Source organism: Nisaea sp., from assembly GCF_017640745.1.
GTDB lineage: Bacteria > Pseudomonadota > Alphaproteobacteria > Thalassobaculales > Thalassobaculaceae > Nisaea.
Genome location: NZ_JAEPQA010000029.1, coordinates 18,448 through 35,668, shown reverse-complemented (window position 1 = coordinate 35,668; position 17,221 = coordinate 18,448). Strand labels below are relative to the sequence as shown.

Sequence of the window (17,221 nt, the reverse complement as noted above, 5' to 3'; positions counted from 1 at the left end):
GATGAACCAGGCCGCGATACTGGCGCAGGTGGCGCGCATTCACGGCGATCGTCCGGCGATCTCCGAGGGCAAACAGGTTCGCCGGACCTACCGCGAACTCGGCGAGCGGGTCGCCCGCCTCGCGGGCGCGCTCCGCAACGAACTCGACCTGCAGCCCGGCGATCGCGTCGCGCTGGCGATGAAGAACCACCCGCTGTTCCTCGAGATCCTCTATGCGATCTGGCATGCCGGTCTTGCGGCGGTGCCGATCAACGCCAAGCTGCATCCGAAGGAATTCGCCTACATCCTCTATAACAGCGGCGCCCGGGCCTGTTTCGCGACGCCGGATCTCGCCGGCACGCTGGCCGACGCGAAGAGCGAGGCGCCGGATCTCGTGCATCTGATCGCCGTGGACGATCCGGACTTCGAGGCGCTGTTCCGCGCCGCGCCGATCCCAGCGGCAAGCGTGGATCCGGAGGGGCTCTGCTGGCTGTTCTACACCTCCGGCACCACCGGGCGGCCGAAAGGCGCGATGATCACCCATCGCAGTCTGATGTTCGCCACCGCGAACTACCTTGCGGACGTCGACACCATCGCGCCCACCGACTGCATGATCCACGCCGCGCCCTTGAGCCACGGCTCCGGCCTCTATGCGATGCCGCATGTCGCCCGCGGTGCCAACAACATCGTGCCGGAGAGCGGCGGTTACGATGTCGAGGAGACGCTTGAGTTGATCGCCCACTGGCCGGGCGCAAGCTTTTTCTTCGCCCCGACCATGGTCAGCCGGCTGATCAACCATCCGGGGCTCGAGGACGCGAACCTTTCGAACCTGAAGACCATCGTCTATGGCGGCGGGCCGATGTATCTGGAGGACGTGGTGAAGGCGCTCGACCGGATCGGCCCGAAGCTGACGCAGATCTACGGCCTCGGCGAGGCGCCGATGACCATCACCGGCCTGCCGAAATCCGCCTATCTCGACACGGAACATCCGCGCTATCTCGCCCGCCTCGCCTCCGCCGGCTTCGCCCGCACGGGAGTCGAAGTCCGCGTGGTCGACGCGGATGGAAAGGACGTCCCCTTCGGCGAGACCGGGGAGATCATCTGCCGCGGCGACATCGTCATGGGCGGTTACTGGCTGAACCCGGACGCGACCGCCTCGACGATCCGTGACGGCTGGCTCTGGACCGGCGATCTCGGCGCCATGGACGAAGACGGCTATGTCACCCTGAAAGACCGCTCCAAGGACATGATCATCTCCGGCGGCACCAACATCTATCCGCGCGAGATCGAGGAAGTGCTGCTGCGCCATCCCTATGTCTACGAATGCGCCGTGGTCGGCCGCCCGCATGCCGACTGGGGCGAGGAGGTCGTCGCCTTCGTCGTTCCCCATCCAGGCAAGGAAATCGACACGGCGGAACTCGACCGGCTCTGCCTCGACAACATCGCCCGTTTCAAGCGGCCGAAGGCCTACCGGGTGGTCACGGCGCTGACCAAGAACAATTACGGAAAGATCCTGAAGACGGAGCTGCGCGACTTGCTGGCGAAGGAGGCGGAGGGCTAAGCTGCCTGCGTCTTACCTGATCACCCGCTCCGGATCGTCCATATGTCTTCTGGCTCGAACGCCTTCGCCGTCGGCTCCGAATACGGCGTCTTGCGCGACGTCTATCTCTGCCACCCCGACAATTTCCAGTGGTCCGACATCGCCAAGGAGGACACGACGGCGAACGCCGTGGTCCGGGCGACCCTGCGCGACGGCGTCGCCTTCGACCGCAAGTCGGCCGAATCCGGTTACCGCGAGTTCATCGACGCCTACGAGGGCGCCGGCGTCACCTGCCATTTCGCCGAGACCGATCCCGCGCTGAGCTACCAGATCTACACCCGCGACCCCTCGGTCATGACCCCCTGGGGCGTCTTCCTCTGCCAGATGTACCGCCAGCAGCGCCGCGGCGAGATCGCGCCGACCTACCGTTTCTACGAGAAGCTCGGCATTCCGGTCTGGAACTGGGCGACGGCGGGACCGATCGAGGGCGGCGACATCCACCTGATCAAGCCGGGCGTCGCTGTCGTCGGCTATACCGGCCAGCGCACCACCGAGGTCGCCGCGAAACAGCTCCAGACCTGGCTCGAGGCCGAAGGCTGGGAATGCCGCCTGCAGCGCTTCGCCGAGCATTTCCTCCATCTCGACCTGCTCTACGCCACGGTGAACGAGCGCCTCGCCCTGATGTGCCTCGACGTGCTGCCGGAGGATTTCGTCGCCTGGGTGAAGGACCACGGCATCCAGCCCGTCGCCGTCACCTACAAGGAGGCGATGCAGCTCCAGTGCAACTGCATGTCGCTCGGGAACGACCGGGTGATCTCCTCGAAGGGCGCGAAACGGGTAAACGAGGCACTGCGGGCCGAAGGCATCACCGTGCTCGACCCCGACCTCTCCATGTTCACCCAGGCCGGCGGCGGCCCGCGCTGTCTCTCGATGGCGCTGAAACGGGAGGCGGTCTAGCGCGGAAAGGTCACCGCCTCGATCTTGTTGCCGTCCGGATCGCGGATGAAGGCACCGTAACAGACCGTTACCGTCGCCTGCCGCTCGCCCGGCGCGCCGTCGCTGCGTCCTCCGCCCGCGAGCGCGGCTGCGTGGAACGAGTCGACGGCTTCCCGCGACGGCGCACGGAGGCAGATATGCATGCCGGTCCCCTCCTCCACCGTGGCCATGCGCTCGCGCAGGTTCAGCCAGAATTCCGGATATTTCTTGCCAAAGCCGATCGTCCGTTCCCGCTCGGCGAGCCTGACAAGACCGAGCGGCGCCAGTACCCGGTCATAGAAGGCGGCGCTGCGGGGGAGGTCGGAGACAGCGATGGAGACATGGTCGATCATGCCTATGCCCTTCAGGCAGCCTTTGCCGCAACCCGCTCGAGGTAGCAAAGCAGCGCATCCCGGAACGGCGGCAGGCTCTTGTAGCGCTGCATTCCCTCCGGCATCTCGCCGAGGGAAGACCGGAGGGCCGCCGCCAGATCCGGCCGCCCCTCAAGCGAGGACATCGGATCGACGAAAGTGCGGATAGTGAACAGGATGTCGCCCGATGTCTCCAGACGCCGGAGGGTCTGCCGCTCGATCCGGAGCCAGAGCTTCCCGCCTGCATTCTCCGGCGTAATCGCGTCCTCCGCCTCCGTGCGAAACTTGCCGCCGGTCTGGAACAGGGCCGGATCGTCCATGATCGACCAGTTGAGCCGCTGGACCGGCTTGTCTGACCTGAGGTGCTCGAAGAACCGGTCGACCGGACGCCCCAGCTTCTCGGCATAGCCCGAGACGCGTTCATGGATCCGCATCATCGGCTGGCCGAGCTTCTCGGCGAGCACCCAGCGTGCCGGAAAACAGAGCGAGGCGGCAATAAGGACATAGCCCTCCTCGCCCGGCCGCATCAGGCAGAAATCCTCCTGCACCAGACGGCCGGCAAGGTCGAGTGCATGATCCGCGAAATCCGCCATCCGGTAGCTCTTGCCGGTCTCGTATACCGTGATGATGCCATCCTCGAACCCGATCAGGTCCGGATGATGCTCCTCCAGATGTTCCAGCAGGAGCACAAGCACCTCGCGCTGCGCCTCCTCGCTGCCGTGAAGATCGTCGAACACCGCCTTGCGGTCCGCGGCGAGGAGTCTTTCCTTTTCCTGGAGTTCCAACGTGCGATTGCCGTCCACGTCGATCCAGTCCTTCGGATCGAGCGCAACCAAGCCCATCGTCAGCGCGAACTTGCCGTTGGCATAGGGCGCGTAACGCGGGCCCGCCGTTTCTGTTGCTGTCACCGGAAGATCCTACTTCTCGACCGGATTGCCGTCCTTGGTCCAGCCGACAATTCCTGTTTCGTGATTGTAGACCCGGGTGTAGCCGGCCTGATCGGCCATCGCCCGGGCCAACGCCAGGGACCGGTTCCCGGTGCGGCAGATCAGGACGACCTCCTGATCGCGGGAGACCAGCTTGTCGACCGCTTCCGGGAAACTCGGGACGAACTGTCCGCGCCCGTCGAACGCGGTCAGCCGCTTCGCACCCGGCACCGTGCCGGTCTGCGCCCATTCGTCAGGCCGCCGTATGTCGATAACCGTGACCCCGCGATCCATCAGGGCCTTCAGGTCCGCATTGCCGATCGTCTTGAATTTCGGTGCCGCGACGGAGATCAATTCGACCTCGAACTTGAGCGTCGCGTTCGGCGGAATGAGACCCGCGCCCGCACCTTTTTCGCCATAGGCCATGTCGGCCGGAATGATCAGCTCTCGCTTGCCGCCGGCCTTCATGCCGTCCACGCCCCGATCCCAACCGGCGATCACCTGTCCCGCGCCGAGCGTGAAGGTGAAGGGCGTATTGCGGTCGAGGCTCGAGTCGAACTTGGTGCCGTCCAGCAGCCAGCCCGTGTAGTGCACCGTCACCGAAGAGTTCGCCGAGGCCACCGCGCCGGTGCCGACGGTCAGATCCTTTACTGTCAGATGACCGGGCTGGTGATGCGCTTCGCTTGCACCCGGAAAAAGGATGAGAGCGAGCGCAGCCAAAGCGGCGCGCAGAATATTCGGCATTTCCCTGATCCTCGCGATGAGACGTTTCGCTCAGGGTAATGGGTGACGCCGGGAAGTCCAATCAAACAGCGCCGCGTGACAATCCGTCCTACTCGGGCAGGGTCATGCGCCAGGCATCGGCCCGCTTGACCGCTTCCGCCTGGTCCTTGTCCTCCATTGCCGCGCGCACCGTGACCATAGCCTGATGGACGCCGTCCGCGCCGGCACGCTCCGCCAGGATCAGCCATTTCAGGGCCTCGATCAGGTCGCGCTCCACGCCTTCGCCGCGGGCATAAAGAATGCCGAGCGGCAGGAAAGCCTGTCGCACGCCCTTTCCGGCCGAGATCTCGTAAAGCCGAGCCGCTTCCTTAGGGTCCCGAGCGCCGCCGGTTCCGGTTTCCAGCATGATCGCGTAGTTGAATTCCGCCTCGCGCAGGCCGGCATCCGAGGCCGCGCCGAACCATCTGCGGGCTTCGGCAAGATCCTTCGGGACACCCTGCCCGATCTGGTAGAGTACTCCGAGCCGGTACTGGGCGAGCGCGTATCCGCCTTCTGCGGCTTTCTTGTAAAGGTCCAACGCGCGCGCCCTGTCGGCATCGCCCTGGCTGCCCTGCGCGCCGCGTTCCAGCGCCAGGCCGTAATAGAACTGGGCCTTCGCATCGCCGGCCTCGGCCTGCGCACGATACCAGTCCATGGCCTCGCCATAGGTCTGCCGCTGGCTGTCCGTGGCGGAGGCGGAAGCGGAGCCGGCGAGCACAAGAGCGGAGGCTGCGAAGAGTGGCGGGAGTACCCGTTTCAAGGAAAATTCCGTCAAATCTATGAACTGAAAGCCCCGTCAGGGCGAAAGAGGACCGGTGCCGGCGTTCGGCCTCGGGGATGGGCCCTCATAGCCGACAAGCCGGTTGGCTTCCTTGCCGTCGAGAGGCTGGGCATAGCAATTGACCTTGCCGAGGGTCTTGTAGCAATAGCGTGGCTCCAGGGGCCGTGGTGGCTCCACCTCGTCTTTCTGCCCGAGTTGCAGGGGCAACTCTGCACAGGCCGCCGTCAGGAGGCACGCCAGCAGGATCAGGGTCCGGACCGCCACGGATGGCTCCAATTATTGTCCAAGTCGTTCGGAATGTGACGTTATTACCCGTAATTGGCAATTGAAAAGCGGACGGGGAGCAGATCTGCCGCATCCTCGTCGAGCCGGAGAATCCACAAGTCCGGCCAGATTTTACTCGGGTTTCAGGTAGCGCTCGAGGACGGCCGGAACCCTCCGCAAAGCGTCTTCCCGCGCCGCATGGCCGGTCCCCTGAAGCAGCGCCTCGCCCGCAGCGGTGAGCGGTGCCAGCCGCTCGCGCAGCGTCATGTTCGGGGCGTCGACGGAATGCACGGCACCCTCGTAAATCACGATCTCGGCCGGCCGCCCCCGTTTTCCCTTTCCTTTTCGCGCGCCCCTGGAAAAATGCATGAAGCGGGCGCCGCCTCTTTCTCTGCTTGTCGAGGATTTCGAGAATGACATGGGTCATGCCGCCGGAAACGGCTCCCCAGGACCGGATCTGGATGGCGTTTCCGCGCGAGGGCGCAACGCTCGGCTCCGGCCCTTCCGAGCGGGAGGCCGGCTATGCCGCCTGGGCGGAGGTCGCCAACGAGATCGCCGCTTTCGAGCCCGTGACGATCCTCGTCAATCCGTCCGAAACCGCGCGGGCCCGCCGGATGCTGACGGGCGAGATCGAGATCGTCGAGCGCGTCATCGACGATTTCTGGATGCGCGATCCGGGGCCGACCTTCGTTCATGCGGAGGACGGATCGCTGGCCGCCATCGACTGGATCTTCAATGGCTGGGGCGGCGGCGACTGGACCTCCGCCCGGAACGATCGCGGCATCGCCCGCTTCGTCGCGGGGCTTGCCGGCGTGCCGGTGATCTCCTCCCTGCTCGTCAACGAGGGCGGCGGCCTGCATGTGGACGGCGAAGGGACAATCCTCCTCACCGAGACGGTGCAGCTTGACCCCGACCGCAATCCACATGCCGACAAGGAGCGTGTCGAGGCGGAAATGGCCCGCACCCTCGGCGCCACGAAGGCGATCTGGCTGCCGCGCGGCCTGACGCGGGACTACGAGCGCTTCGGCACGCGCGGCCATGTCGATATCGTCGCGACCTTCCCCTCGCCCGGGACCGTGCTGATGCACAACCAACGCAATCCCGGCCATCCCGACCATGCGGTGATGAGGGAGATCCGCGCGCTGCTCTCCGAAGCGACGGACGCGCGGGGCCGCAGTCTGGAGATCATCGATCTGCCGGCGCCCGACACCTTGACCGACGCCCACGGTCCGGTCGACTGGAGCTACGTCAATCATCTCGTCGTCAATGACGGCGTGATCGCCTGCGGCTTTGGGGAAGCGGAGGCGGACGCGCAGGCGCGGGATATCCTCGCCGACGCCTATCCGGGCCGCCGCGTGGTGACGATCGATGCCCGCGAACTCTTCGCGCGCGGCGGCGGCATCCATTGCATCACCCAGCAACAGCCGAAGCCGAAGACCAGGTCATGAGGCTGGTAGACGCCTCCATCGCCGAGCTGCGCGCCGCGCTCGACGCCGGACAGACCAGTTCGGTCGCCCTCGTCGCAGGCTATCTCAACCGCATCGCGTTCTATGACCGTCACGGCCTGCGGCTGAATTCCGTGACGGCGCTCAACCCGGCAATGTTCGAGGAGGCGCTGGCCTCCGACCAGCGCCGTGCTTGCGGCGAAGTACTCGGACCGCTGGATGGTATCCCCTATACGGCCAAGGACAGCTACATGGTGAAGGGGCTTCGGGTTTCCGCCGGATCGCCCGCCTTTGCCGATCTCATCGCCGCCGATGACGCCTTCGCCATCGCCCGGTTGCGCGCCGCCGGCGCCGTCTTCATCGGCCATACGAACATGCCGCCGATGGCCAATGGCGGCATGCAGCGCGGTCTCCATGGCCGCGCGGAATCGCCCTATAATGCCGACTGGCTGACGGCGGCCTTCGCTTCCGGATCCTCCAACGGATCCGGCACCGCGACGGCGGCAAGCTTCGCCGCTTTCGGGCTCGGCGAGGAAACCTGGTCCTCCGGCCGGGCGCCCGCCTCCAACAACGCTCTTTGCGCCTATACGCCGAGCCGGGGCGTCATCTCTGTACGCGGCAACTGGCCGCTTGTGCCGACCATGGACGTGGTCGTGCCGCATACCCGCACCATGGCCGACATGCTGGAGCTGCTCGACGTGATTGTCGCCGACGATCCTGAGACACACGGCGACTTCTGGCGCATGCAGCCCTGGGTCCAGATCCCGAAAGCCTCCGGAATCCGCCCCGCTTCCTATGCCGCACTAGCCGAGGGCGCGTCGCTGAAGGGCAAGCGTATCGGCGTGCCGGCGATGTATATCAATGCCGATCGGCATGCGGGCACGGCGGAGCACCCGGGCATCGGCGGCCCAACCGGACAGCGCATCGAAACACGGCCGTCGATCATCGCGCTCTGGGAGGCTGCACGACAGGCGATGGAAGGCGCCGGTGCCGAGGTAGTGGTCGTCGAATTTCCCGCTGTCTCCAACTACGAGGGCGACCGTCCGGGCTGCCCTACCATCGAGACCCGCGGGGTTGTTGGCGCCGACTATCTCCAACGTGAGATCATCGATCTCTCGGTCTGGTCCTGGGAAGAGTTCCTGTCGGCCAACGGCCGGCGGCTCGCCGATGTCGATGGCGAGAAAATTTTCCCCGCGCCGAGGGGCAGCCTGCCGGACCGCTATACCGGCTTCGACGACACGATCAGCCTTTATCCGGACTATGCAAGCAGCCTCGACATCTCCGATTTCAGGGCCATTCCGCATGTCGCTGAGGGCGTTACGGGTCTTGAGGAAACCCGCCGGATCGATCTCGAGGACTGGATGGACTGCCTCGGCCTCGACGCGCTCGTCTTTCCCGCTGTCGCCGATATCGGCCCGGCGGATGCGGACGTCAATCCGGCCTCCGCCGATGCGGCCTGGCGCAACGGCGTCTGGGTCGCCAATGGGAATCTCGCCATCCGCCATCTCGGCATTCCGACGGTCACGGTGCCTATGGGGCTGATGGCCGATACCGGCATGCCAGTCGGACTCACCTTCGCCGGACGGGCCTATCACGACACTCTCCTGCTGCAACTCGCAGCGGCTTTCGAGGCCACGGGCAGAAGGAGGGTCCCGCCGCCGCGCACGCCGGAACTCGATGATCCCTTTGTCGCGTCGGGAGCGGCATCGGACGGCGCGGTCGCGCCGGATTTTTTGGCCTCGGCGGAGTTGCTAGATACGGGCCGGGTGCGGATCACGGCCGATTTCGGCGCGGAGCCGAAGCCCGCCGCCGTCACCGTCGACGGCGAACCCGTCCGCTGCACCGAGACGGCGAGCAGCTACCACATCGAGCACATTGCCCGGCGCAACGACTACCGCCACAGCGAATGGTCGGAGCCCTGGGGGCATTTGTTGATTGTGCTCTTCGACAACGGCACGGCCGGTTATCGCGAGCTGTCGCCTTAACCGATCCTGCTTGTGAGATCCGCCGGAATGGACTGCAATACGCGGACGCACCCTCCTCTCAGTCCGCCGGGATCCCTTCATGTCAGCGCACGGTTACGAAACGGGCCGCCTCAACCTGCCCTTCGTCGGCATCTCCACATTCGGCAAATACCCCTACCAGCCGGACTGGGACGCGATCGAGGCGGATGTCGCGGTGCTAGGCGCGCCGTTTGATTTCGGCACCCAGTTCCGCGCCGGTGCCCGCTTCGGTCCGCGCGGGATCCGGGAGGCCTCCACCCTCTTCTCCTTCGGTCATGGCGGTGCCTACGACCACGAGGACGACATCACCTACCTGCCGGCGGAGACGACGCGGATCGTCGATCTCGGCGACGCCGACATCGTCCATACCGACACGGCGCAGAGCCACGCCAATATCGAGTTCGGCGTGCGCAAGATCCTCAAGGCCGGCGCCATCCCTGTCGTGCTCGGCGGCGACCATTCGGTGAACATTCCCTGCATCAACGCCTTCTCAGAGGTGGAGCCGGTCCATCTGGTGCAGATCGACGCCCATCTCGATTTCGTCGACGAGCGCCACGGCGTCCGTTCAGGCCACGGCAACCCGATGCGGAGGGCCGCGGAGAAGGACTATGTCACCGGCCTGACCCAGATCGGCATCCGCAACGTCTCCTCGACCGCGCGGGAAGGCTACGAAGCCGCGCGTTCTATGGGCTCCGACATCCTTTCCGTCCGCCAGTTCCGCAAGCTCGGCGTCGAGGCGGTGCTGGAGCGCATCCCGGCCGGAAAGCGCTACTACGTCACCATCGATATCGACGGCTTCGACCCCTCCATCGCCCCCGGCACCGGCACACCGAGCCACGGCGGCTTCACCTATTACGAGGGGCTGGAACTGCTCGACGGGCTGACAAAGCGGGGCAAGGTGGTCGGGGTGGATCTGGTCGAGGTCGCGCCGGACTACGACCATGCGGGCTGCACGACGACACTGGCGGCTCAGCTGCTGCTGAACTTCATCGGGCGGATTTTGCATCACCGCCGATAAAGAAAGGGGCGGCCCCGAAGGTCCGCCCCAGGCTTACGCGGGAGGAAGCCGTCAGATCGACTGCTTGAACAGTTCGGTCAGGTTCTCGACCGTGAGCTCCACCGGATTGCCGCCGCAGCTCGGGTCCTCGATCGCCATCGCGGCGAGTTCGCCGATCCGGTCGGTGCCGACGCCGAGTTCCGCCATCTTGTCCGGGATCGAGAGTTGCTCGCGCAGCTCCAGAACATAATCGTAAAAGCCATCGAACCCGCCGGAGATGCCGAGATAGGCGCCCGCCATCGCGAGCCTGTCCTCGATGGCCGGGCGGTTGAACTGCAGCACCGGCGGCATGACCACCGCGTTGGTGGTGCCGTGATGGGTGTTGTAGACCGCGCCGAGCGGGTGGGAGAGCGCATGGATCGCGCCGAGACCCTTCTGGAAGGCGGTCGCGCCCATGGCAGCCGCGCTCATCATGTGGGCGCGGGCCTCGATGTCGCCGCCGTTGGCATAGGCGCGCGGCAGGTATTCCTTCACCAGCCGCATGCCCTCGAGCGCAATGCCCTGGCTCATCGGGTGATAATGCGGGCTGCAGAAGGCCTCGAGGCAGTGCGCGAAGGCGTCCATGCCGGTGCCGGCGGTGATCGGCTTCGGCATGCCGACGGTCAGTTCGGGATCGCAGATCACCACGCTCGGCAGCACCTTCGGGTGGAAGATGATCTTCTTCACATGGGTCTCGGAATTGGTCAGCACGCTGGCGCGGCCGACCTCGGAGCCGGTGCCGGCCGTGGTCGGCACGGCGACGCTCGGATGGATCTTGCTGGCGTCGGCGCGGGTCCACCAGTCGCCGATATCCTCGTAATCCCAGACCGAGCCCTTCTGGTCCGCCATGAAGGCGACCATCTTGGCAAGATCGAGGCCGGAGCCGCCGCCGAACGCGACGACGCCGTCATGGTTGCCCGCTTTGAAGGCCTTGATGCCGGCTTCGAGGTTCTTCTCGTTCGGGTTCGGGTCAACCTCCGAAAAGATCGCGCGGCCGAGGCCGGCGGCCTCCAGCAGGTCCAGCGTCTTCGCCGTGATCGGCAGGCTGGCGAGACCCTTGTCGGTGACGAGCAGCGGGCGCTTGATGCCGGCGGCGGCGCAGGCCTCGCCGATCTCGGCAATGCGTCCGGCGCCGAAGCGGATCGCGGTCGGGTAGCTCCAGTTGGCTTTGATGGTCATGGCCGTCAGGCTTTCTTCAGATGGTAGGATTTCGGGCGTGTCAGGTTCTGGAACCCGATCACGGAAAGGGCGCCGCCGCGGCCGGTATCCTTGCAGCCGGTCCAGCAGAGCCCGGGGTCGAGATAGTCGGCGCGGTTCATGAAGACGGTTCCGGTCTCGATCCGCGCACCGATGGCGGCGGCACGTTCCGCGTCCTTCGTCCAGAGCGAGGCGGTCAGGCCGTAATCGCTGTCGTTCATCAGACGGATGGCCTCCTCGTCGCCGGAGACCTTCATGATGCCGACGACGGGACCGAAGCTCTCCTCGCGCATCACCGTCATGTCGTGAGTGACGTCGACAAGGATCTGCGGCATCAGGTAGGCGCCGCCATCGTCCTCTGGGAAAAGAGCTGGATCGATCAGCGGTTTCGCGCCCTTGGCAATGGCGTCGGCGGTCTGCTCGCGCACCACCGCTGCGAAGCGCTTGTGCGCCATCGGGCCGAGGGTGGTCGCATCCTCCAGCGGATTGCCGAGCTTGTAGCCGGAAACGATCGCCACCGCCTTCTCGATGAAGGCGTCGTAGAGGCTCTCATGCACGTAGATGCGCTCGATGCCGCAGCAGCACTGGCCAGAATTGAACATCGCGCCGTCGATCAGCGTGTCCGCCGCCGCCTGGACGTCCGCATCCTCCATCACATAGCCCGGATCCTTGCCGCCGAGCTCGAGGCCGAGCCCGGTGAAGGTGCCCGCCGCCGCCTTCTCGATCGCGCGGCCGCCGCCGACGGAGCCGGTGAAGTTGATGAAGTCGAAGCTCTTCGAGGAAATCAGCGCCTCGGTCGTGCCGTGGTCGAGGAAGAGATTGACGAAGAGCCCCTTCGGCAGTCCCGCCTCCTCGAAGGCGCGGACCATGCGCTCGCCGACCAGCAGGGTCTGTGTCGCGTGCTTCAGCGCCACCGCGTTACCGGCGATGAGCGCCGGCGCGACGGTGTTGATCGCCGTCATGTAAGGATAGTTCCAGGGCGCGATCACGAAGACGAGGCCGTGCGGCTCGCGCAGGATCCGGCGCTCGAACTTGTCCGAGTCCTCGACCACGATCGGCGCCAGCGCACTCTCGGCGATATCCGCCATGTACGAGGCGCGCTCGTTCGTGCCTCCGAACTCGCCGCCATAGCGGACCGGCCGTCCCATCATGTGCGCCAGTTCCGGCACCATCTCGGCCTGCATCTCGCCGAGCCGGGCGACGCCGGCGCGCACCAGCGAAACACGCTCCGACAGCGGCCGCGCCGCCCAGGCGTGCTGGGCCTCGCGAGCCGCGGCGAGGATCCCCCGCACCTGATCGAGACCGAGTACCGGCCGCTCGGCGAAGACCGAGCCGTCGATCGGCGAAATACATTGCAGCATCTTGCTCATTTGGGTGTCAGGCCCTTTCAAACCCGCGATTCACTTCCCAGTCGGTCACCCGACGGTCGTATTCGGCCTGCTCCCAGCGGGCCGCATGGACATAATGGTCGATCACATCGTCGCCAAACGCGGCGCGCAGCATCTTCGAGCCGTCGAGCTCGTCGGCCGCCTGGCGGAGCGTGGCGGGGATTTCCGGGACGCCGCTTCCGACATAGGCATCGCCCTTGAACTCGCCTTCCAGCTTCAGCTTCTTCTCGATCCCGTCGAGCCCCGCGGCGATCAAGGCCGCCATGGCGAGATAGGGATTGAGATCCGAGCCGCCGATCCGGCATTCAACGCGCACCGCCTTTGTGCCGTCGCCGCAGACACGGAACCCGGCGGTCCGGTTGTCCATCGACCAGACGATCTTGGTCGGCGCGAAGGTGCCGGCGACGAAGCGCTTGTAGGAATTGATGTAGGGCGCAAGGAAGCAGGTGATTTCCTTGGCATGCGCCAGCAGGCCCGCGAGATAGCTCTGCATCATCTCGGACATGCCGTACTTCGCGTCCGGGTCGAAGAACAGCGGCTTGCCGTCCAGCGTCCAGAGCGACTGGTGGATGTGCGAGGAGTTGCCCGCGTAGTCGTAGTTCCATTTCGCGAGGAAACTGATCGCACGGCCTTGCGCCCAGGCGATCTCCTTGCAGCCGTTCTTGATCAGCACATGGCGGTCGGCCATGGTCAGCGCCTCGGCGTAGCGCACGTTGATTTCTTCCTGGCCGGCATCGGCCTCGCCCTTGGAATTCTCCACCGGAATGTCGGCGCCGTGCAGCCCGTTGCGGATCGCCCGCATCAGGCCCTCTTCCTTGGTCGTCTGGAAGATGTGGTAGTCCTCGTTATAGGGGCTGATCACCTCGATATTGCGGTAGCCCATCGCGTGGGCTTCCTCGAAGCTCTGCTTGAAGACGAAGAACTCGAGCTCGGAAGCCATGAAGGCCTTCATGCCCAGCGCCTCGAGCCGCTTGACCTGCTTCTTCAGGATCGCGCGCGGCGAGTGCGCCACTTCTTCGTGGGTGTGATGGTCGAGCAGGTCGCAGAACACCAGCGCCGTGCCTTCGAGCCACGGGATGCGGCGGATCGTCGAAAGATCCGGCTTCATCGTGTAGTCGCCGTAGCCCTTCTCCCAGCTCGTCGCCTTGTAGCCCTCGACCGTGTACATCTCCATGTCGTTCGCCTGGAGATAGTTGCAGCTGTGGGTCTCCTCGTAGGCGCTCTCGCAGAAGAACTCGGCATGGAACCGTTTGCCCATGAGACGTCCCTGCATGTCGATCTGGACCGCGAGAACGGTATCGATCTCGCCGCTTGCGACGGCCGCCTTCAATTCGTCGAAGCTGAGCTTGCCTGCCATGACGCTACCCCATCACTCCATTGATCCGGGCCCGGCCCGGAAGTTTCTGCCGGCGGCGGGACGCCGCGCGGCAACGAAGTAGTATCCGGCCGCCCGTGCGCGCAAGGTCCGCGCATCGGGCGGCCGGAGAAATGCCGCTCCCGGAGGAGACGATCAGGTCTTAGCTATAGCGGTACGGCTTGCCCGCCGCCTTCATGTCCGCCGCATATTTCTTGAAGATGTCGATGACCTTCTTGGTCCGCGGCGTCTGGGCAGCGATTTCGTCCCAGAACTTCTCGGCCTCGGCCTCGACCTTCGCCCACTCGTCGTCGGCGATGGTGGTCAGCTTCATCTTGGTGCCCTCGACGCGCAGCTTCGCCTCGCCGCCCCAGTACCAGTGCTGGCGATAGTAGTGCGAGCTGTCCATGCAGAGCTTGAAGAGTTCCTTCAGATGCTCCGGCAGTTCGTTCCAGCGTTCGGAATTGGCGAAGTAGGACCCGCACCAGGCGCCGGAGATGTTGTTGGTGAGGAAGTAGTTGGTCACGTCGGCCCAGCCCACCGTGTAATCCTCGGTGATGCCCGACCAGGCAATGCCGTCGAGCTCGCCGGTCTGCACCGCGACCTCGATGTCTTCCCACGGCAGGGTCACCGGAATGACGCCGAAGCGGGACAGGAACTTGCCAGCGGTCGGGAAGGTGAAGACGCGCTTGCCCTTCAGGTCGTCGAGCTTATTGATCGGATCGACGGTCGCGAAGTGGCAAGGGTCCCAGGCACCGGCGCTGAGCCAGGTCACGCCCTCGACCTCGCCATAGGCCTCTTCCCAGATTTCCTTCAGGCCGTACTGGTTGAACAGCACGGGCACGTCGAGGCTGTAGCGGGTCGCAAACGGGAAATAGCCGCCGAAGACCGAGATATCGACCGGCGCGGCGATGGAATCGTCGTCGCTCTGCACCGCGTCGATGGTGCCGCGCTGCATGGCGCGGAACAGCTCGCCGGTCGGAACCAGCTGATCGGCGAAGTAGAGCTCGATCTCCATCTCGCCGTTGGCGACCTTGTTGAAGGCGTCGATCGACGGCTTGATCACGTGCTCGGCAAGGGCCGGACCGGCATAGGTCTGCAGCCGCCACTTGATCTTGCTCTGCGCCTTCACGGCCGGCGCGGCGAGCGTCGCGGCTCCGGCAACGCCCGCCGTCGTCGCGGCGGCGGCCGTCTTCAGAAATTCACGTCTGTTCGTCATGTCACCTGTCTCCCTTAGGTGATGGGCCCTCGGGCCCGGTTAACCCTCAATGGAACGGTTCCCAGGCCGTTCCATCCGCACTGTCGTGGCGCGATGCGCCTCCCCTTCCCCGTTTCTTTTTCTGTTCGGTCCCATCGCCAGACGACTACCTTCCGTAGAACTGGTTGGGCAGCCACATCGCGATATCGGGGAAGATCATGACCAGAATGAGCGCCAGTGTCATGACCAGCACGAAGGGGCCGATGGACCGGTAGATGTCCGACAGCGTGACCTCCGGCGGCGCCATGGCGCGCATCAGGAAGAGGTTGTAACCGAAAGGCGGCGTCATATAGGCGATCTGGCAGGTGATCGTGTAGAGCACGCCGTACCAGACCAGATCGAAGCCCAGCATCTTCACCAGCGGCACGTAGAGCGGCGCGACGATGACCAGCATCGCCGTGTCGTCGAGGAACATGCCCATCAGGATGAAGGAGAGCTGCATCAGGATCAGGATCTCCCACGGGCCGAGACCGAGCCGGTCGACGAAGAAGCTCTCGATCGCACGCACTGCTCCGAGACCGTCAAACACAGCGCCGAAACAGAGCGCGGCGAGGATGATCCACATGAACATGCAGGAGATGCCCAGCGTCTTGCGCAGCACCTCTTCCATCACCTCCGCCGTCAGCCGGCGCTTGACCAGCGCGGCCAAGGTGGCGGCAGTGGCACCGACGGCGGAGCTCTCCACAAGCGAGGTCACGCCCATCAGGAACAGCCCGGTCATCGAGAAGAAGATGAAGAGCGGCAGGATACCGGCCTTGAGCAGGCTGATCTTCTCTTCCCAGGTGATCTCCGCCCTCTCTTCTTTCGTGAGCGAGGGTCCGAGGGAGGGCTGCATCCAGCAGCGGATGACGATATAGGCGATGAACATGCCCGCCATCATCAGGCCGGGGATCGCGCCGGCGAGCCAGAGCTGGCTGACCGGCTGGCGCGCGATCATGCCGTAGAGCACGAGCACCACGCTTGGCGGGACGAGGATGCCGAGCGAACTGCCCGCCTGGATCACGCCGGTCACCATGATCTTGTCGTAACCGCGCCGGAGCAGTTCCGGCAGTGCGATGCTGGCGCCGATCGCCATGCCCGCGACCGAGAGCCCGTTCATCGCCGAGACCGCGACCATCAGGAGTATCGTTCCGATCGCGAGACCGCCGTTCAGCGGTCCCATCCAGACATGGAACATGCGGTAGAGATCGTCGGCGATCTTCGACTCCGACAGCATGTAGCCCATGTAGACGAAGAGCGGCAGGGTCAGCAGCGGATACCATTTCATCAGCTTCATGGCCGCGCTGAAGGCCATTTCCGAGCCGCCGTCGCCCCAGAGCAGGAGCGCGGCCGCGGAGGCGACGAAGCCGATGGCCCCGAAGACCCGCTGCCCCGTCAGGAGCAGCAGCATCATCGACGAGAACATGAGCATCGCGATCAGTTCGTAACTCATCAGAGTTCCTCCCCGCGCACGGCCGCGATGTCCTTGAAGAGCGTCGCGATGGCCTGCAGCAGCATCAGCAGGACCCCGAAGGTCATTACGATCTTCACCGGCGCCATGTAGGGCGCCCAGGCCGAATAGCTCTGCTCGTTGTACTGGATGGCGTAAGCGGTCGAGGAATAGCCGCCGTAGAGCAGCAGGCAGAGATAGAAGATCAGGAAGAGAACGGTGATCGAGTCGACCAGAGAGCGGGTGCGCGGTCTCCAGTTCGTATAGAGCAGGTCCATGCGCACATGGTCGCCGAGCTGCATGGAATAGCCGCCGCCGAGCAGGTAATAGGCGACCATGAGGAACTGCGCGGTCTCAAGCGTCCAGAGCGACGGCAGGAACACCGCTTTCGAGAGCGACGAATAGAGCAGCACGCCCAGCATCGCGAAGATCAGATACATCGCAAACCGGCCGATGAAGCGGTTCATCTTCTCCACATAAGCGACATAGAGCCGTATCGCTCTTGGCATCCTC

General features: G+C 65.0%; 17 protein-coding genes. 5 read left to right on the top strand and 12 right to left on the bottom strand.

All coding sequences use genetic code 11. The annotated features are described in order from the left end of the window. Position 1: 1 nt before the first annotated feature. Together JJ959_RS17855 and JJ959_RS17850 are read left to right on the top strand one after the other, a co-directional pair. Complete coding sequence (locus JJ959_RS17855; protein WP_292886703.1) at positions 2–1,540, top strand: long-chain fatty acid--CoA ligase; 1,539 nt, start codon at positions 2–4, stop codon at positions 1,538–1,540. Between the two features lie 42 nt (positions 1,541–1,582). Continuing rightward, on the top strand, positions 1,583–2,476 hold the full coding sequence (locus tag JJ959_RS17850) for an arginine deiminase family protein (RefSeq protein WP_292886700.1): 894 nt from the start codon (positions 1,583–1,585) through the stop codon (positions 2,474–2,476). Here JJ959_RS17850 and JJ959_RS17845 read toward each other — a convergent pair. The 6 genes from JJ959_RS17845 to JJ959_RS17820 form a co-directional block, all read right to left on the bottom strand. Continuing rightward, positions 2,473–2,847 carry a VOC family protein gene (locus tag JJ959_RS17845; protein WP_292886697.1) on the bottom strand — a complete coding sequence of 125 codons (375 nt, stop codon included), beginning with the start codon at positions 2,845–2,847 and terminating at the stop codon, positions 2,473–2,475. The genes JJ959_RS17850 and JJ959_RS17845 overlap by 4 nt on opposite strands. 11 nt (positions 2,848–2,858) lie before the next feature. Next, entirely contained in the window at positions 2,859–3,773 is a 915-nt protein-coding gene (locus JJ959_RS17840; RefSeq protein ID WP_292886694.1) for a DUF3445 domain-containing protein, read from the bottom strand. A 9-nt stretch (positions 3,774–3,782) separates the two neighbouring features. Further along, positions 3,783–4,535: an FKBP-type peptidyl-prolyl cis-trans isomerase gene (locus JJ959_RS17835; protein WP_292886691.1), complete on the bottom strand. Its 753-nt coding sequence runs from the start codon at positions 4,533–4,535 to the stop codon at positions 3,783–3,785. 88 nt (positions 4,536–4,623) lie between these two features. Continuing rightward, positions 4,624–5,313 carry a tetratricopeptide repeat protein gene (locus JJ959_RS17830; RefSeq protein ID WP_292886688.1) on the bottom strand — a complete coding sequence of 230 codons (690 nt, stop codon included), beginning with the start codon at positions 5,311–5,313 and terminating at the stop codon, positions 4,624–4,626. Between the two features lie 36 nt (positions 5,314–5,349). Next, the gene (locus JJ959_RS17825) at positions 5,350–5,610 is read right to left on the bottom strand and encodes a hypothetical protein (protein ID WP_292886686.1); all 261 of its coding nucleotides are present in this window, start codon (positions 5,608–5,610) and stop codon (positions 5,350–5,352) included. A gap of 120 nt (positions 5,611–5,730) precedes the next feature. Continuing rightward, positions 5,731–5,967: a hypothetical protein gene (locus JJ959_RS17820; RefSeq protein WP_292886683.1), complete on the bottom strand. Its 237-nt coding sequence runs from the start codon at positions 5,965–5,967 to the stop codon at positions 5,731–5,733. Positions 5,968–6,011: 44 nt separating this feature from the next. Between JJ959_RS17820 and JJ959_RS17815 the strand changes: the two genes are divergently transcribed. The 3 genes from JJ959_RS17815 to speB all read left to right on the top strand — a co-directional run bounded on the left by JJ959_RS17815 (position 6,012) and on the right by speB (position 10,064). After that, positions 6,012–7,046 (top strand): agmatine/peptidylarginine deiminase, encoded by a 1,035-nt coding sequence (locus JJ959_RS17815; protein ID WP_292886680.1) that lies wholly within the window; start codon positions 6,012–6,014, stop codon positions 7,044–7,046. Further along, positions 7,043–9,028 (top strand): amidase, encoded by a 1,986-nt coding sequence (locus JJ959_RS17810; RefSeq protein ID WP_292886677.1) that lies wholly within the window; start codon positions 7,043–7,045, stop codon positions 9,026–9,028. Before JJ959_RS17815 ends, JJ959_RS17810 begins: the two co-directional genes overlap by 4 nt. A 79-nt stretch (positions 9,029–9,107) precedes the next feature. Beyond that, a complete protein-coding gene (gene speB, locus JJ959_RS17805; RefSeq protein WP_292886674.1) occupies positions 9,108–10,064 on the top strand; it encodes an agmatinase in 957 nt (318 codons plus the stop codon). A 51-nt stretch (positions 10,065–10,115) separates the two neighbouring features. Here speB and JJ959_RS17800 read toward each other — a convergent pair whose 3' ends face one another. From JJ959_RS17800 to JJ959_RS17775, 6 genes are all read right to left on the bottom strand, one after another. Next, positions 10,116–11,261: an iron-containing alcohol dehydrogenase gene (locus tag JJ959_RS17800; RefSeq protein ID WP_292886671.1), complete on the bottom strand. Its 1,146-nt coding sequence runs from the start codon at positions 11,259–11,261 to the stop codon at positions 10,116–10,118. A gap of 5 nt (positions 11,262–11,266) precedes the next feature. After that, positions 11,267–12,649, bottom strand: a complete 1,383-nt coding sequence (locus tag JJ959_RS17795; protein ID WP_292886668.1) for an aldehyde dehydrogenase family protein — start codon at positions 12,647–12,649, stop codon at positions 11,267–11,269. Positions 12,650–12,656: 7 nt separating this feature from the next. Beyond that, positions 12,657–14,024, bottom strand: coding sequence for a glutamine synthetase family protein (locus tag JJ959_RS17790; protein WP_292886665.1), 1,368 nt, complete (start codon positions 14,022–14,024; stop codon positions 12,657–12,659). Positions 14,025–14,184: 160 nt separating this feature from the next. Continuing rightward, positions 14,185–15,240 carry a TRAP transporter substrate-binding protein gene (locus JJ959_RS17785; RefSeq protein ID WP_292886662.1) on the bottom strand — a complete coding sequence of 352 codons (1,056 nt, stop codon included), beginning with the start codon at positions 15,238–15,240 and terminating at the stop codon, positions 14,185–14,187. Between the two features lie 145 nt (positions 15,241–15,385). Then, a complete protein-coding gene (locus tag JJ959_RS17780; protein ID WP_292886660.1) occupies positions 15,386–16,711 on the bottom strand; it encodes a TRAP transporter large permease subunit in 1,326 nt (441 codons plus the stop codon). Then, a complete protein-coding gene (locus JJ959_RS17775) occupies positions 16,711–17,217 on the bottom strand; it encodes a TRAP transporter small permease subunit (RefSeq protein ID WP_292886658.1) in 507 nt (168 codons plus the stop codon). Before JJ959_RS17775 ends, JJ959_RS17780 begins: the two co-directional genes overlap by 1 nt. Positions 17,218–17,221 lie beyond the last annotated feature (4 nt).

Excerpts from the sequence above, each read along its gene's own strand:
- JJ959_RS17855 (WP_292886703.1), top strand. The coding sequence starts at position 2 with ATGAACCAGGCCGCGATACTGGCGCAGGTGGCGCGCATTCACGGCGAT.
- JJ959_RS17850 (WP_292886700.1), top strand. The coding sequence starts at position 1,583 with ATGTCTTCTGGCTCGAACGCCTTCGCCGTCGGCTCCGAATACGGCGTC.
- JJ959_RS17845 (WP_292886697.1), bottom strand. The coding sequence starts at position 2,847 with ATGATCGACCATGTCTCCATCGCTGTCTCCGACCTCCCCCGCAGCGCC.
- JJ959_RS17835 (WP_292886691.1), bottom strand. The coding sequence starts at position 4,535 with ATGCCGAATATTCTGCGCGCCGCTTTGGCTGCGCTCGCTCTCATCCTT.
- JJ959_RS17820 (WP_292886683.1), bottom strand. The coding sequence starts at position 5,967 with ATGCATTTTTCCAGGGGCGCGCGAAAAGGAAAGGGAAAACGGGGGCGG.
- JJ959_RS17815 (WP_292886680.1), top strand. The coding sequence starts at position 6,012 with ATGACATGGGTCATGCCGCCGGAAACGGCTCCCCAGGACCGGATCTGG.
- JJ959_RS17810 (WP_292886677.1), top strand. The coding sequence starts at position 7,043 with ATGAGGCTGGTAGACGCCTCCATCGCCGAGCTGCGCGCCGCGCTCGAC.
- speB (WP_292886674.1), top strand. The coding sequence starts at position 9,108 with ATGTCAGCGCACGGTTACGAAACGGGCCGCCTCAACCTGCCCTTCGTC.
- JJ959_RS17800 (WP_292886671.1), bottom strand. The coding sequence starts at position 11,261 with ATGACCATCAAAGCCAACTGGAGCTACCCGACCGCGATCCGCTTCGGC.
- JJ959_RS17795 (WP_292886668.1), bottom strand. The coding sequence starts at position 12,649 with ATGAGCAAGATGCTGCAATGTATTTCGCCGATCGACGGCTCGGTCTTC.
- JJ959_RS17790 (WP_292886665.1), bottom strand. The coding sequence starts at position 14,024 with ATGGCAGGCAAGCTCAGCTTCGACGAATTGAAGGCGGCCGTCGCAAGC.
- JJ959_RS17785 (WP_292886662.1), bottom strand. The coding sequence starts at position 15,240 with ATGACGAACAGACGTGAATTTCTGAAGACGGCCGCCGCCGCGACGACG.
- JJ959_RS17780 (WP_292886660.1), bottom strand. The coding sequence starts at position 16,711 with ATGAGTTACGAACTGATCGCGATGCTCATGTTCTCGTCGATGATGCTG.
- JJ959_RS17775 (WP_292886658.1), bottom strand. The coding sequence starts at position 17,217 with ATGCCAAGAGCGATACGGCTCTATGTCGCTTATGTGGAGAAGATGAAC.